We start from the raw sequence: 15379 nt of genomic DNA, 5'->3' as shown, positions 1-15379 counted from the left end.
TCAATGGACTTGGCCCCGCTCGGTCTCGCCATCCACGTCTGTCGGGCGGTGCTTTTCATATTCGGTGTCGGCAAGATCATCGACCACCTGGCGCAAGGCCTCCGTGTTGGCCGTCGCTGCATCCGATTGCAGGTAGACCTTGGCGACATAGAGCCGGTCGAGACGGTCCTCGAGAACCTTTTCCAGCGCATCGGCATCGCCAGATGTGAGCCGCTCAAGTTGACGGTTATCAAGCACCCGCGCGATCTCGTCGCGGAAGGCGTCCCGCTCCGCCTCGCTCTCGAAGGGCGCGGACAACTCCCCCGCCCGCTCATGGTCCAGAACACGCGCAATCTCGTCTGCGAGGCGGTCGGCATTGTCAGACCGCGGCGCAGTTTCATCGCGGGTTGCGAGGATGTCGTCGCGCGTGCCAGACCCGAGCCTGTCGCGCAACTCGTTTTCGCGGCGGACCTGATTGATGACCTCCGTGTCCCGGCTCTCGACGACGGCCGCATAGGTCGCGCCAAGCCCGCGGGCGAGGTGGGACGGCATGTCCGGATAGCGCGCGCGCAAGTCATCCGTGACAGCATCTGCAACCGGCACGCGGAGGTCGCGTCCCTCCATGATGCGGTCGACCTCGCGGGTGATCTCGCTGGCGCGGGCCGCATCGGTGATGGTCTCCCTGTAAGGCTCAGACCGGTCGATCACATCGCCGGGACGTGCGAGCAAGTCCGGGTGTGCCTCGAGATACGCGCGCTGCTCCGTCTCGATCCGACGCTCCGCCCGCGAGACCACTTCCCAGTCCCGGTCCTCCACCTGCTGCGCTGTCAGGCCCTCTGCGCGCATCTCCTGACGGATTGTCCCTTCCATCGCCCGGACCGCGTCCCGGTGATAATGGAACCGCTCGCTGATCGGTTCCGCTTCCATGACACCATCCCGGCGCAGCACCTTCTCCTGTTCCAGCATCGTGCCAAGTTCGACGTGCACATCGTTGAGAATGTCGCGGGCCTGTTCCAGATCGGCGCGGCGTTCGAGGTTCAGATCGCGCGCCTCGGCCACCTTGGAGAGATCATTGGCGATCCATTGATGCTCAAGCGCTGCATTTGAGGCGCCCGTCTCGATCCGGGCCACCACTTCCGATGTGCTGATCCCCGTGCCCCGTAGTGCTACGTCAATGCGCGATCTCAAGTCGGGCTCGGCCAGTCGCTCGCGCTGGCTGGCGTCGATATTGGCTTCAGAATAGATCCCCCCCTCCGAGGGGGCCTCTGATAGCGAGCCCGAGCGCAGCCCCAAGGGCTGCATGTGCTGGACCTGCGCCTGGATCTCGATGAGGCGTTTTTCCAGCACGGGACGTTCCGCGTCAGACTTCTCGGCGATCATGCCCTGCACCCGCGCGAGCTTTTCCGCATAGAGGCTTCTGAGATCCTCGAAGCTTTGATCCTCGGCCATATACACATCTCCTGTTCGGTCCACCTGCCCGCCATGGGCCAACACCTCGCCCGCGCGGAAGAGCGCCGCGGCGATGTCTTCGCGGGCCGCCCGGGAGGCCTCTGTGGCCAGCGAATGGTAGACGGTTCTGGTGTTGGCGATCTCCGCCAGCGTCCGGGTCAGGTCTGTCCCCACACGCTCGCGCTCGCGGGGCGCGCGACCCTCTTCTTTCGCCGCATAAACCTCGCTGGTCCGGGCTGGGTAATGCACAACCCCGCGATCCACCCGCCGCGTGGCTTCCAGCCGCACACCGTACTTCTCGGCCTCCTCGACCATGGCGAGGCGGAAGTCGTCATAGTTGAAGCGATGGTTGCGCCCCAGAAAGAAGAACTCACCTTCCTGCGAGCGGCGGTTCAGCACCAGATGCGCATGGGGGTGATCTCGGTCCTCATGCACCGCGATGATGTAATCGAAATGCCCCGCGTCGGTCTGGAAGAACCGCTCGGCCACATCGGTCGCGATGTCGCGCACATCCTCTCCACGCGTGCCGATCGGGAAGGACATGAGCATATGTGTTGTCTGCCCGAGCTTCGGCTTGAAGCCCGCATCCCACCGCTTGGCAAAGCGCTCTGTGAGGTCCTTGATGTCACCCGCCTCGAGCTTCGCCTTGCCATCCAGAAACCCGCTACTGTCGACGATATGGGTGGACTTGGTGGTGAGGTAATCGAGCTGGTTTGCGAGCTGCGATTTGGTATGCGTGCCCCCGCCCCGGATCGCCTTGAAGACCGCCGGCCGGTGCCCTGCTGCCGCGCGCACAAGCTGGGTCTGCTTGGCGACATGCAGCCCCTGCATCGAGCCCCGGATCCGGCTCCAGCCGTCTCGGAAGACCTCGCCCGTGACGGCGTCGACAGCATCATTCAGCCGCATGGGCAAACTCCCTCAGCGCGGCCGTGGCCTGCAGCTGCATCGCGTCTCGACGGCGGCGCAGAAGCAGATCGATCTCGTCCGCGGAATCCAGAATGAACCGCGCCAGCCCGCGCATCTGCGCGAGGCGCAATTCGGTGAACTCGGCACTCGTGCCCCCCACGGCCCCCTGCCCCCGCCGGTTGGCCTGCGTCATCTGCTTGGCAATCTGCGCGACCCCATTGCCGACCTCGTGCAGTGAAGCGCGGTAACGCGCCATCTCGGCTGCCATCTGCGCGTCCGGAACGAACACCCCGCCTGCCGCCTGAATGAGCCGCCGCAGCCCTTCGGCCCGGCTTTCGATTCCGGCCTCGGCCAGCACCTCGTCGAGCGCCGCAAGCTCCGCAGCCGTGACCTTCACACTGACCGCTGAGACCGGAATTGCGGCATCCGTCTGGCGCTCGGCATCGGCTTTGAGCGTGTACTGGATCGCCCGCACCGACACGCCAAACCGTTCTGCCAGCACTGAAGTGGAAACGCCTTCCGCAGCTTCGCGAACGATCTCCATGCGGTCCGCATCTGTGAGACGTTTTGAGCGCGACATGCGAAGAAAGACCCCCTATTTCCTGCCACCTTCCACCAAGGCTGCCCCTACCTTACGATAATATACCAAGCTGTCAATTATATACTTACGTCGCATTCAGGCTCAGGCAGCCTTGGTGTCCGCTTCACGCCGCGGCCCGCAGGGACGCGGCTCTGCCGCCCTCACCACCGGGCGACCCACCTGTCCTAGGGGTCCCGTCCGCCAGCCCCGCCCGAGGGTCTGGCCGAACGCCAAGTGTTCGGACGGAACCGCGGGCGGGCGCAAACCCCACCGACAGGGCGGACAGGCAGGGTCAAGGAGGGCCAGATTTGGCTTGCCAAATCTCTGCCGCAAAAACCGGGAGGCCCTGGCCGATAGGTTTTTGCGGATGGCCCCCTTGAGGCTGACTGGCCGGTCTGTCGCGGCCTGATCATTCCGGGGGGAGTGCGTCCGTTGAACGCGCAGGGACCGGCACCAAGGCGAGGTCGCTGCCGGCGATCACCCGCGCCGGAACCGGCATCCCTGGAACAGGGATCGGGCCGCCCCAAGATCGTCCTGGGGCGGCCCATCCTCGTCAGAGGATTCAGTCCTGGGGATCTTTCGCGCTCGGCGGGAACATCACCAGCTCCGAGACCGCGACCGGGAAGTCGAGCTTGAGGCTGAAGAACTCCGAGCCGTCCCCGTTGCGGGTGTTGCGGAACATAGCGCCCACGCGCTGAAAGCGGGTGCGCTCCTGGCCATCGGTATCGGTGAACTTGACGGGGACGGTTGCGACGTAGTGGTTGGTCATTTGGGTTACTCCTTGTTGCGATGGGGATCACCCGGCACGGGGGCAAGAGGCTCGGTCGCAAGCGCAAATGCGGAGGGTCCGCGGCTTTGCCGTGGAAGCCGTATTTGTGCTTGCCGAAGCGTGAGCTGAGGGCACGGACGGGCCGACCCCGTGCGATCCACATCGATGAGCAAAAAGGAGTGATCCGGATGACCCCTTACATCACGCCGACGCCGTCATCTGCGTCCTCGTCCCGCCGCTCCTGGCCGGGGTGCTCACGGAGCCCGCCCGCGTGGGTTCGATGTTCCGAAACACGCCCCGAGGGACGTGCAGGGCTTCAGCCTAAAGTGCGACGGCTCGACCCCTTGCGTCTTGTGCTGCGAACGATGTGCGTGAGGTGCGCACCATCCCCAGCCCGTACCGATGCGGATGGGCCGCACTCTGACGGACCGGGTAGAGGGATAACGGTACTGGACGCCACGAGCTGCCGATCACGCGTGACCGACCGCACGCACCATGAGACATGACGAAAGGGCCGCGCCAAGCGCGACCCCCTCTCTTCAATTCTGCGACGCCTTCTTCGCCGGGTCCGCAACCCGCATGACCGTCAGACCTTTCGCTTCCGCCTTCTGCCCGAGGTTCAGCGCGACTCCGTTGCCGCCGAAGAGTACAACCCCCGTCGCCGCGAACTTGTCGTCCAGCATTTCGTCGTTGCACTTGAACGGTGCCGCCCGCCCATGCGCGGACCAGCGCGGATCGAAGCGCGCCTGTGCTATCCCGCGTGCTCGGGCCCACCGGGCCGCAATCATCTCTGCCCCGTGCTTGCCGCCCTTGTGGCAGAGGAAGATCTCCTGGTTGCGGTTCTGCTTGATCCGTTCGCGAACCTTGTCGAGCGTGTTGAAGATCACATCGACATCGGTCCAGTCGGTGGCGCCTGAGACGATCAGGGGCACCCCCGCGACTTTCGACTTCTCGGCGGTTTCACGGTCGTGCTGCTCCAGGAGCTGCCGTGCCTCGAAGACCGCCCCGGTCTCCTGCGCCCGGACGCTTGCGCGCGACCCGGCTGCCGGGATGAAGGCGTGGCCCGTCTCGATCTCGTAGCATTCCGCCGCCGCCTCGCTCATCACCTCGATAGCGCTGACAATCTCGCGCAGCTGCAGAAAGCGCGCCTGCGCCTCGTCGAGCGCGGTCTCGGCGATCTCCGATCCGTCGTGGGATTTTGCCAGCGCGCCGATCTTGTCGGCGGTGCGGTCGACCTCCTTGCCAAGCGCCACCTTGCGGCGCTGCAGGATCGTGGCGAGCCCATGGGCCAGCGGTTCGATCTCTGCTTCAAGCCCGGTCCCGCGCAGCTGACCGAGCAAAGCCTCGAAGCTCTCGCGGATGATGTGGTCGCTCAGGATGTGATCTTCCGGGATCGGCAGGTGGGCGTCCTTCTCGGTCAGTCCGAAAAGCTCGATGGTCTCGTAGGTGTTCGCAGTGTCGTAAGCCATGTCTGGTCTCCAGTGTTCGGTTGCAAGGCCACCACGTGAGTGTGGGGGCATGGCCGAATGTCTGGTTTCCGAATCTGCCCGGGTCAGGGACGGCGCAGCCGCCGGCTTGCCGGGCGCAAAAGTTTTCCGCGTGCAGCAACTGACACATGCGCGCCCTCACGCACGGGACCGCCCCAAGCCACAGGCCCCGTCCTCGCCGAAAAGTTTTGCGATCCTTGACGCGGGCTGATTTGGGGGCCATCCGGAGGATATGCTTCCACGCTCATGTGTGTGTGTTTTGACGGTAGGTTTGCCCGACACGAGCAGGCAAACGGCCCGACCGGACGCGGGAGACGGATGCAGCGGCGGGATCGTTTTGCCCCGCAAAACAGACCAGAGCGCAATCCGGCGGAGCGGCCAGGGAGAGACGTGCTCGCGAGGCGGGCAAACCGGGACGCCGGGTGCGACGCCGCGGTGAGGCCGCATGGCCGAATGCGCGACGGACCGAAGGGCCGTTCTCCCCTGCGACACGCGAAGCCGAGCTGGGGAGGCCGCAAGGCATAAGCCAAGGTTGATGTGCAGGCGACTACGCTGCAGAATACACGGATTACTTTTCGAAGCACTCCACGTGATGGGCCGGGAACGGACTGGCGGCTTCATGGCAATGAATGCAAATAAGGGGACATCCCTCGTTGCCATGGTTCGGTCCTCCCGAAATTCTACACCTAGGGAGCGACGCATTGGACTGCCCCTTTCACGGTAGACAAGCCCTGCCTCATAAGGTGGGTTTGGATGGGTGACGCAGTTGTCTTGCTTTTGTCAGCTTGGTGACATTCGCGCCGTTGCGAGCATCAGTTTTGTGTCAACCGGCGACGAATTTACCTTCCCGAACACAACCAATGATTGCTATCATCTTCGCAGCTTACAGGGGGACTGGATGCGTCTAGGTAGTATATCCATTCGAAATTTTCGGCGCCTGAATGATGTGTCCGTTGATTTCGAAAGCAAGGAAACTGTTTTTGTTGGCCCGAACAACAGCGGCAAGACTTCTGCGACGGCTGCCATTCGAAGCTTTCTCGGGAACCGGGAATTCAAGATTCATGACTTCTCCATTCTCGCAATTGCCTCTATCGACGCATACGCTCCAAGGAACGAATCCAGCCTACCTCAAATAGAACTTGATCTCTGGTTTCACATCGATCCGGACTCAATTGCGTTCGGTCGGGTCTTTGCCCTGGCAACGAGCCTTTCCGCTGATTTCTCGGAAATCGGGATGCGCTGCTCGTTCGCTGCGGATGACGCAGCAGAACTCTGGAAGCATTACGATGCAGCTTTCCCGACAAAGGAAGACGGTACCCGCAAGCGCCCTTTGAGCTTCTTCCTTGGAATGGAAGGCAACTTGAAAAAGTATTTTGGCATCAAGGTGTCCTCGCTGGAAAAGCTGGAAGAGGAATTCGTGGCAACGGCACTCTCCGCGCAAGAAGGCAAGAAGATTGTCCATTCTCTGCTGCGCGTCGATTTCGTTGATGCCCAGCGAAATATTGACGACGAGAATGCCGCGAGGAGCAACAGACTGTCAGACGCCTTTGCGACGTATTACCGGAGAAACCTGGAGCAGGCGGAACTGGCCGAAGAAGCTGTAGCGATCATTGAACAGAATAATGAAAATCTGACTAGGCACTACGACGAACGCTTCAGACCCCTGATGACAATGATCGGAGGTCTTGGCCTTCCCTCCGACAACGACCGCGCGATGAAGGTCGTTTCGACACTCAGTTCGGAGGTTGCGTTACGCGGTAACACCGAACTCTTCTACGTCGATGCCAGCACCAGCCATGAGCTACCCGAGGCCTATAACGGACTGGGTTTCAAGAACCTGGTGTTCATGGCCATTCAGGTCGATCATTTTTATCGGCAATGGCTCGCGACCGAAGACAACCGTCCGCTGTGCCAGATGATCTTTATCGAAGAACCGGAAGTGCATTTGCACGCTCAGGTCCAACAAACATTCATTCGCCAGATGTGGGACGTGCTCACCGCTGACGCACCAGAAGGCGAAAGCAAGCCCCAGCTCACAATCACGACCCACTCGTCGCACATCCTGGATACCGTGGATTTCTCAAAAATCCGCTACTTCCGTCGGTGCCATATCAACGGTGAACAGGATGGAGTGACCTATCAGGGAACGACCGTGCACAGCCTTCGCCAATTTCAACCTGAGCCACTTGAATTGGGCGGCGATATGATTGAACCAGAGGAATCACTTTCCTTTCTCAAAAAATATCTGAGACTTACGCATTGCGACTTGTTCTTCTCCGATGCTGCCATACTCGTTGAGGGGTCTGCGGAAAAACTGCTTTTGCCGCGCATGATTGACATATCGGCGCAGAATCTGAACAAAAAGTATCTGACCATTCTGGAGGTAGGTGGCGCTTATGGGATGCGCTTCGCCGGATTGTTGGAATTCCTCGAAATTCCCTATTTGGTCATCACCGATATCGACTCCGTTGATCCCGCGAGAAACCGGGCGAGTTGCGTCGCTACCCATCCGGGAGCCGTTTCGTCGAATGCGACTCTGGGGTATTTCTTTGGAGAGACGAGAGTCGCCGAACTCTCCGGCAACACCTTTGACGATTGTCTGCAAGCTGAAGGGATGCGTTTTGTCGCCTATCAAAAGCCAGTAGAAGTTAACCGTCAGGACAATGCTCAAACCTTCCACGGGCGAACCCTTGAAGAAGCCTTTGTCTTCGAAAACCTCGACCACTTCCATGCCGATGGACTCAGTATCGGCATTGACTTGCCGGATGGTCGAGCCGAATTGCAAGAGGCCGTCTGGCGACGCATTAAAAGCGATACTTTCAAAAAAACAGAATTTGCTATGGATGTCCTTGCCTTCGAAATACCGGCAGGCGGGGACGAAGAAGCGAATGCGGGAGAGAACCGGGACTGGAATGTTCCCCACTACATCGACGAAGGCCTAAAATGGCTGGAGACACGTCTCTCCCAAAACCTGGGAGCCGGCGAATGACGGCAGAACTCAAGCCAACTGAGGCCGATAAGAAAATTGCTGAGTGCATCGCCAAGGACGTTTCATTTTCGGTTATCGCAGGCGCTGGTTCAGGCAAAACCACATCGCTCGTTGAAGCTCTGAAAGGAATCCAGAGGTCCCGTGGAAACGAGCTTCGGAAAAACGGTCAGCGCGTGGTGTGTATCACATACACAAACCGTGCCGTTGGAGTGATTTCGTCGCGTCTAGGTTTCGATGACCTCTTTTACGTTTCCACTCTGCACGGGTTCCTTTGGGCGGAAATCGCGCGCTTCCAGGATGCTATTCGGGAGACCCTTCGTGATGCGATCGTCCCGCAACATATGGAAAAGGCCCGCGAGAAAGACAACGGGGGGACGTCTCAGGCCGCTCAAAAAGCGAGGAAAGACCTTGAGCGCCTGACTGCCCAACTTGCTGCGCTAAACGCGCATAAACCGCCGATATGCTACGAAGAAACCGTTATCAGCGACTATTCCAAATGTGTCCTGAACCATGATGATGTTATTGACGTCGCGGCCTATCTAATCACGAACAAACCACTCTTGCGCAAAGGCCTCGGGTTCAAATACCCCTACATCTTTGTCGATGAAGCTCAAGACACCTTCCCGCAGGTCGTCGAGGCGCTCAATGCTGTGTGCGCGGACGAAGGTTTACCAATCGTCGGATATTTCGGCGATCCGATGCAGCAGATTTACGATAAGCGTGCCGGAGGTTTTGCCGGTCCAAAAGGCTCCGAAAAGATTCCGAAGGAAGAGAATTTTCGAAGCTCAACCTCGGTGATCGACCTTCTCAACAACTTCAGAACCGATCTGAAGCAGGTTCCGGGTGGGAAGAACTCCGACGTTAAGGGCAGCGTCTTGATTACGATCGCGCAGGCTCCCGACCCTGCCGGTCCACGGAAAACCTATACCTCTGAACAACTCGATGAGGTAACGGCGAAGTTCGAGGAAGCCGTTGAACAATGGGGATGGACCGATATTACTCCTGTAAAGAACCTTTTTCTGGCACGCCAGATGATCGCCCGGAGGCTCGGATTCGTTACACTGCACAAGCTCTTTACAGGTGACTATTCGTCGTCCAGATCCCAATCCGACTATGAAGACGGCACGCACTATCTTCTCAAGCCCTTTGTGGACGGCATTTTTTCTTTGGTCGATGCATCCCGCAACAACTATCCTAAGAAGCTGATTGAAACACTCCGAAGAATAAGCCCTGCTTTTGACGACACTGGAGCGAACAAGAGCAAAACCCTCAAACAGATGCTCGAGGAAGCCTCAAAACACGCCGCTGCTTTGGCAGAAAAATGGGAAGGCAATACGGTCAAAGAAATTCTGGAATACTGTAGCGCGAACGCGCTTTATCCAATTTCGGACCGCCTTGCAGGTCAGTTGGCTCGCGCTCCCCGCCAAGCTTATGACTCCGGCAATGAGGATCACCAAAGGGAAAAAGGAGATTGGCTGGCTGATGAATTCTTCAAGCTGAAGGCTGACGAACTCGAAAAGTACATCGAATTTCTGGATGAGAATTCTCCTTTCAGTACGCAGCACGGCTCGAAAGGCGAAGAGTATGAAAACGTGCTGGTCATGATCGACGATATCGAGGCAGCCTGGAATACCTACAGCTTTTCGAAAGTTCTGACCCCTGGTGTCGCGGGCAATCCGACCGACCGGCAGCAAGAACTTACTCAAAAGCTGGCTTATGTCTGTTTTTCACGGGCGGAAGTGAACCTTAGGATTTTGATGTTTTCGAAAGCCGCGGAAGCGGCCAAAAAAGAACTGGTTGAGCGCGGTTTGTTCCAGGACAGCCAGGTTTCAATTTTATAGGTACCGGACAGATCCTTATGCAGATTCATTTTTTCACATCGATCGTTTTCAGGAAGATTTAAAATCTATGCGTGTCCTCGTTTCAGCCGACATTCATCTCGGGTCGCCGATTCGCTCGACCGCGATGCGCAATCCGGATCTGGGTGACCATCTGAAACAGGCAAGTCGGGACACGTTCATTCGCATTGTTGATCTGGCAATCTCGGAAAGTGTCGATGCACTGGTTCTCGCTGGCGACATCTTTGATAATGACCAACCAGACCTGAAGTCCCGGGCATTTCTGATCTCGCAATTGGCACGCGCCGCTGACGCGGGTGTTCCCACAGTACTGATCCGTGGCAACCACGATGCCCTTCTCGATCACCGAGCCCACGGTAACCTGGGTCCGAATATTCATTTGCTGCACAAGAACGAGCCCAGCGTGGAAATCGGTGGCGTGTGGTTCCACGGACTGTCTTTCGACACGGCGCATGTCTCAAAAAGCTTCCTGCCCGACTACCCGGCGCCGGTGGCTGGCCGGAAAAACGTCGGACTGATGCATACGTCGCTGGATGGCTCGCCAGGTCACGATCCCTATGCTCCCTGCTCCGAGCAGGATCTGCTGGCACATGGCTATGACCTTTGGTGCCTCGGCCACATCCATGCCCCCTTTGAGCGCACATCAGGCCCAGTTCTCGCTGTCATGCCGGGCATTCCGCAACCACGCCACTTCGGAGAACTTACCGGCGGTACGGTCGCGATTGTCGAGCTTGATGATGACACTCCGAATATCGAACGGCATCGGGTTGGACATCTGAGATTCACCGAATGCGCTTTGGATCTCAGTAAATCTTCAGATGTTCAGGAAGTTTTGAGCGCGCTTCGGTGTGCACTCCAAGGGGTGCAGCATCCAGAACACCGCATAGCGGTGCGTCTGCAGGTGGCCACAGGCCACCATACTGCTGAGACACTGACGGCCCTTGCGAACGAATTGTTCGATGACATCGAGCGCGTGTTTATCGACAAAATCAAAGTGGTTGCCCCCAAACAACTGATCGACGCAAAGGCGGATGACCTAGTGCGCCTGATGCGGGCCGAGCTCACCGAACCGGGCTTCCAGCTGGCCACCAAAGAGATCCTCGAAGAACTCAGAAACGCAATGCCCCGTGAAATTGCCGACGAATTATCTGAAGACGCCTTGGATGACCTTTTGGAGGAGGCCGTTACTGAAGTTACGCTGTCTCTGCACTCAGGAGCCGCGGAATGAGACTGAACCGGCTTGATCTCATTCGCTATGGCCGTTTTGACGGCGCCGAGATCGTGCTCCCGGCACCAGCCGAGGGCAAACCTGATGTCACCGTAATCTATGGACCGAATGAATCGGGAAAATCCACGGCCTTTAACGGGTTTCTGGAACTTCTCTTTGGTATGAAAGCAGGAACCCACCCGTACGCTTTCAGGTTTGAACGCAATGACCTTTTGGTCGGAGCGGAGCTGGGTATCCCCGGACGCGGGGTGACAGTTTTGCGCCGAAATGGCAAACGCACCCAGTCCCTGCTTGATCATCAGGACCGCCCGGTCGACGAAGCCATTCTTTCAAGTGCGCTCCATGGCCTTTCCATGGAGGGTTATGTCGAAAGGTTCTCACTCAACGACGAAGGACTCCGCAAAGGCGGTGAACGGATTGCCGAGGCAAAAGGCGACCTGGGCCAGCTTCTGCATGCGGGTGTATCAGGCCTGACCAGTATGGCGACGACACTGGAAGACATGACAGCCCGCGCCGAAAAGTTTCACAAGAAGAGCGGCCGAGGTACGGCGCTCAAAACCGGCAAAGACCACTTGAAAGAGATCCATCAGGCACTTCGAACGGAACGTCTCACGCCGGATCGGGAACGCACTCTTCGGAAAGACAGAGAGACCGCGCAAAAGGCTTTCGAACAGGCGGACACCGACCTCACGCGTGCCCGAAAACGGCAGGCAGCAGGAGCGGCGGCGCAGACCTGGTATGACAAATCGGAGGAAATTCGGAAAATCGACGAATTTTCTGCCGATTTTCCGGAAGGTCCGAATTTGAAGAAGGGCACGGATGGGCAAGTCGCCACACTCGTGACAACCCTATCGGAGAAAGCAGAAAGTATCGCAGGCGCCGATGACAGAATTGCGCGCCATGAAGCGGTCATTTCAGAAAATGAGGCTGACCCGGCTGCCGGACATCTCGAAGCGGAACTCACAGAGCTGGATCAAATCAGAATCGATGGGGCGTCCCTCACCTCCCGAGCGGACACGGCCAGATCGGATCTGGAAAAGCGCGCAGGTGAGCGCGATGACGCGGGCCGCCAGATAAAACAGATTCTGACAGCGTTGGCGGTAAGTGACGAGCCTGTAGAGGCCTTGGTCCTGACGACCGAAGAACTGGAGACACTCGCGGATGCGGTACAGGCCTGTCAAACCAGCGAGGGCGAGCTGCGAGCGGCTTCAAACGTGTTGAAGACCGCACGCGATCAGCTGGGGGATACTCCAACCGAACCAAAGGACTTGTCTCACCTGCAGATCGCGTTTGACGCATGGCAGAAAGTTTCGGACGTGTCAGGTCTTGAACATAACCTCGCATCGGAACTCGCCCGGCTAGCCAAAGCAGTTTCGGGTCTACCTGCTTCTTGGCAGACACTTATCGAGAACGGCCTGCCTGCACGTGAAAGTCTCGATGAAATCCTCAGGGAATGGAACACCCTGAATGCCAACATCGTTTCCGCCACAGAAGATTTGGAAGGTCGCGAAGCGGACTACAAGGCCGCGCGCGCAAAACGCGAAGCCGACGAAAGCGCGCCGGATTCGATTGACGCTGCAGCGACGGAAGAAACCCGTCGTCAGCGTGACACAGCCTGGCAATCCCATCGTGGCAGTCTCTCCGACAAAACCGCGGAGCGTTTTGAGGAGGCCATGCATGCAGATGATGGCGCCCGAACGAGCTATCTGATGGGCACGGAGGCGCGCAAACAGCTTGCAAACTCGCGCGCACAGGAAAGCACCGCAAAAGCCGCACGTGACACGGCAAAAGACAAACTCGAAGCACTCACCGGAAAACACGAAGCTTTGACCAAGCGGGGCGGCTCACTCGCGACTGCCCTGGGCTTTCCCGTCGATACGGGGCCGGCTGCGTTTGCTGCTAGACTTACCAGCCTGACGGCGGCGGCTGAGATCGCAACTGAGGTCACTATTGCGGAGAATGCCTTTGAGGACCGCGCCAAGCGCCGCAAGGCAGCCTTTGACGAACTGCTGGCAGCAGCCCGCCTAGTCGCCCTTGAAGGTGAAGATAGTGACCTCCCTGAGCGGGTTGGCAAGGCTCTCACACTTCAGGAAAGTGTCCGTAAGACATGGGAGAACTGGCGTCGCGGGGAACGTAGCATTGCCGACTACCAGAAAGCTGTATCCCAAGCCGAGACAGATCATAAGGCAGCCTTGAACCGACTGGAAACGCTGACCTCGGCGCGACCTCTTCCTGATCGCTCGGCCACGGGCGTGAAAGCAGCGCTGCCGCACCTGCGCACGCTGCAACAGGTTCACAGTAATCACAGAAGCCTGGCGGGACGTGTTGAAGCCCTGGAACGCGCCGTTGCCACCCTGGCAAGGAGTGCCGCACGATTGGCGGAGATCCTGGAGGAGCCTTACAATCCGAAAGACGATCCACTTCCCATCATCAACCGCGCTCGTGCGCGTGTAACCAAAACCGCTGAGGCGGATCGTGTGAGAAAACGAGAAGAAGACCTTCTCGACAAGGAGGTCAAAGGCCGAAAGCGTGCGATAGTTGCCCGGGACGAAGCGCAAACCCAGCTGGAAAACTTGTTTGAAGGACAAGGTGGTGAGGATCTTTCGCCGACGGAGCGCGTGGGGATTCTAGCTGAACGCGACGAGTTGCGCGAAGACCGGGCCAATGCGGACACGAGCCGCAATAAGGCGCGCGACGGCGTGGATCGTACGCTCTTTGACGAAGAGCTGACGCGATTGCCCGATGTAACGCGAGAAGCGGAACTGCAGCAAAAACTTGACGATGCGCAAACGGCACGGGATGCCGCTTTGAAGGAAATGAATGAAAAAGAACGCCTTTACGAGGAAGCTTTTCATGCCGCTGACAACAGCGATCTGATCACCGAACAGGCCACGATCCTCGAAGAGTTACGAAACGGTGCAAGGCATGCGGCTGTCGCAAGGCTCGGGATATTGGCTGCGCGGGGTGCCTTAAAGCGCCTGGCTGCCGAACGAAGCAGCGCAATGCTGAAAGACGTGGAAGAAGCTTTTGTCACCATGACATCTAAGGAATGGGAAAAAGTCGTTGTCTGGAGTGAATCCGAGGGCGAAAAGCTGGTCGGCATCAAACCCGGCGGCGGCCCCGTGAAGGTCGAAAACATGTCCACTGGAACCATGGGCCAATTATATTTTGCCCTGCGCCTGGCCGGTTACCGCAGCTTCGCGCGTGATCCGGGCCCCCTGCCCATGGTTCTCGACGATATTATGGAAACCTTCGACGATACCCGTGCATCTGCCGCATTGAATCTCTGTGCCGAGATCGGACGGAGCGGTCAGGCAATCATTTTCACGCACCATGCGCACCTGTTGGAGCTTGCACGCAAGAACATTCCAGGAGTTTCCGTCGTGGAGATGCCGCATTAGCATCCCGCTGTTCACTCTTTCACCTGAAGTTTGATGACTATGGAACAGCTCTTCAAAAAATATGGACCGCTTTCGCGCGCTACCGGCGATACGCCTAAGGGACCGGTGGCCAAGGCGGCAAATCCGATCACAGCCTGAGCCAGGGGAGCGGCCTCGATTTTACAGGGTGTTCCCAGGCCGCAGCGGCATGATTTCACGCTCGGGGCGCTTCAGGGCTTCGGCGTATTTGCGGGCGTTGTCGTCAATCGTGCCGTGCCAAAGCTTCGAGACGAACGCGCGGGCGTCTTGGACTTTCATGTCTTTCAGCGAAGAGGACAGCGCCATGAAAAGCTCATCCTCGCTGATCGCAGCGGCGCTGTGCATGGCGCCAGCGTAAAATGACGGGTCGTTGAGAACCTGCTCGCTCAGCGGCATCCGCGCGAGGTTCTCTTCCGGGATCGCCATGAAAATCGTGTCCTGCAGGTCGGTCAGATACGCACGCCGCGATGTGGACACCGGCTTTCTCGCCGCCTTGTCCTCCAGATGTGCCTGCCTTGTCCTGTCGAGATTTGCCCTTGCATGGGTCATGATGACTTCACGCTTTCGGGCGGGTAGCGCGAATCCGGTGCAGCGCTCGATATGGGCGAGGAGATCTGCAACCTCTGCCTCAACATCAAAGTTGTCAAACCATGGAACCGTCCCTGATCTAGCCGCCACGTGCCCGCCCTCGATGTATCGATAATATATTATTGT

9 protein-coding genes are annotated in these 15379 nt (G+C 58.6%); 4 read left to right on the top strand and 5 right to left on the bottom strand.

From position 1 onward, the window contains the following. The 4 genes from VWZ85_RS19170 to VWZ85_RS19155 form a co-directional block, all read right to left on the bottom strand. Positions 1 to 2334: a relaxase/mobilization nuclease domain-containing protein gene (locus VWZ85_RS19170; RefSeq protein WP_416535750.1), complete on the bottom strand. Its 2334-nt coding sequence runs from the start codon at positions 2332 to 2334 to the stop codon at positions 1 to 3. Beyond that, positions 2321 to 2914 (bottom strand): helix-turn-helix domain-containing protein, encoded by a 594-nt coding sequence (locus tag VWZ85_RS19165; RefSeq protein ID WP_096708177.1) that lies wholly within the window; start codon positions 2912 to 2914, stop codon positions 2321 to 2323. The genes VWZ85_RS19170 and VWZ85_RS19165 overlap by 14 nt, the downstream gene beginning before the upstream one ends. A 562-nt stretch (positions 2915 to 3476) precedes the next feature. Beyond that, the gene (locus VWZ85_RS19160) at positions 3477 to 3683 is read right to left on the bottom strand and encodes a hypothetical protein (RefSeq protein ID WP_007120662.1); all 207 of its coding nucleotides are present in this window, start codon (positions 3681 to 3683) and stop codon (positions 3477 to 3479) included. A 539-nt stretch (positions 3684 to 4222) separates the two neighbouring features. After that, entirely contained in the window at positions 4223 to 5152 is a 930-nt protein-coding gene (locus VWZ85_RS19155; protein WP_096708176.1) for a DUF2493 domain-containing protein, read from the bottom strand. A 775-nt stretch (positions 5153 to 5927) separates the two neighbouring features. On the opposite strand from VWZ85_RS19155, the gene VWZ85_RS19150 reads away from it, so the two are divergent. The 4 genes from VWZ85_RS19150 to VWZ85_RS19135 all read left to right on the top strand — a co-directional run bounded on the left by VWZ85_RS19150 (position 5928) and on the right by VWZ85_RS19135 (position 14647). Beyond that, positions 5928 to 8159: an ATP-dependent nuclease gene (locus VWZ85_RS19150; protein WP_024099315.1), complete on the top strand. Its 2232-nt coding sequence runs from the start codon at positions 5928 to 5930 to the stop codon at positions 8157 to 8159. Beyond that, a complete protein-coding gene (locus VWZ85_RS19145; RefSeq protein ID WP_024099314.1) occupies positions 8156 to 10000 on the top strand; it encodes a UvrD-helicase domain-containing protein in 1845 nt (614 codons plus the stop codon). Before VWZ85_RS19150 ends, VWZ85_RS19145 begins: the two co-directional genes overlap by 4 nt. Before the next feature lie 67 nt (positions 10001 to 10067). Beyond that, positions 10068 to 11246 carry a metallophosphoesterase family protein gene (locus VWZ85_RS19140; RefSeq protein ID WP_096873515.1) on the top strand — a complete coding sequence of 393 codons (1179 nt, stop codon included), beginning with the start codon at positions 10068 to 10070 and terminating at the stop codon, positions 11244 to 11246. Continuing rightward, positions 11243 to 14647: an AAA family ATPase gene (locus VWZ85_RS19135; protein ID WP_024099312.1), complete on the top strand. Its 3405-nt coding sequence runs from the start codon at positions 11243 to 11245 to the stop codon at positions 14645 to 14647. The genes VWZ85_RS19140 and VWZ85_RS19135 overlap by 4 nt, the downstream gene beginning before the upstream one ends. A gap of 159 nt (positions 14648 to 14806) precedes the next feature. Here the strand turns inward: VWZ85_RS19135 and VWZ85_RS19130 are convergent, their stop codons facing one another. Next, on the bottom strand, positions 14807 to 15343 hold the full coding sequence (locus tag VWZ85_RS19130; RefSeq protein ID WP_024099311.1) for a hypothetical protein: 537 nt from the start codon (positions 15341 to 15343) through the stop codon (positions 14807 to 14809). Positions 15344 to 15379 lie beyond the last annotated feature (36 nt).

Origin of the sequence: Phaeobacter sp. JH20_29, from assembly GCF_048056175.1 — a bacterium.
Taxonomy (GTDB): domain Bacteria; phylum Pseudomonadota; class Alphaproteobacteria; order Rhodobacterales; family Rhodobacteraceae; genus Phaeobacter; species Phaeobacter bryozoorum.
The sequence above is the reverse complement of the archived record's forward strand: the minus strand, read 5'-3'. Positions and strand labels throughout refer to the sequence as shown.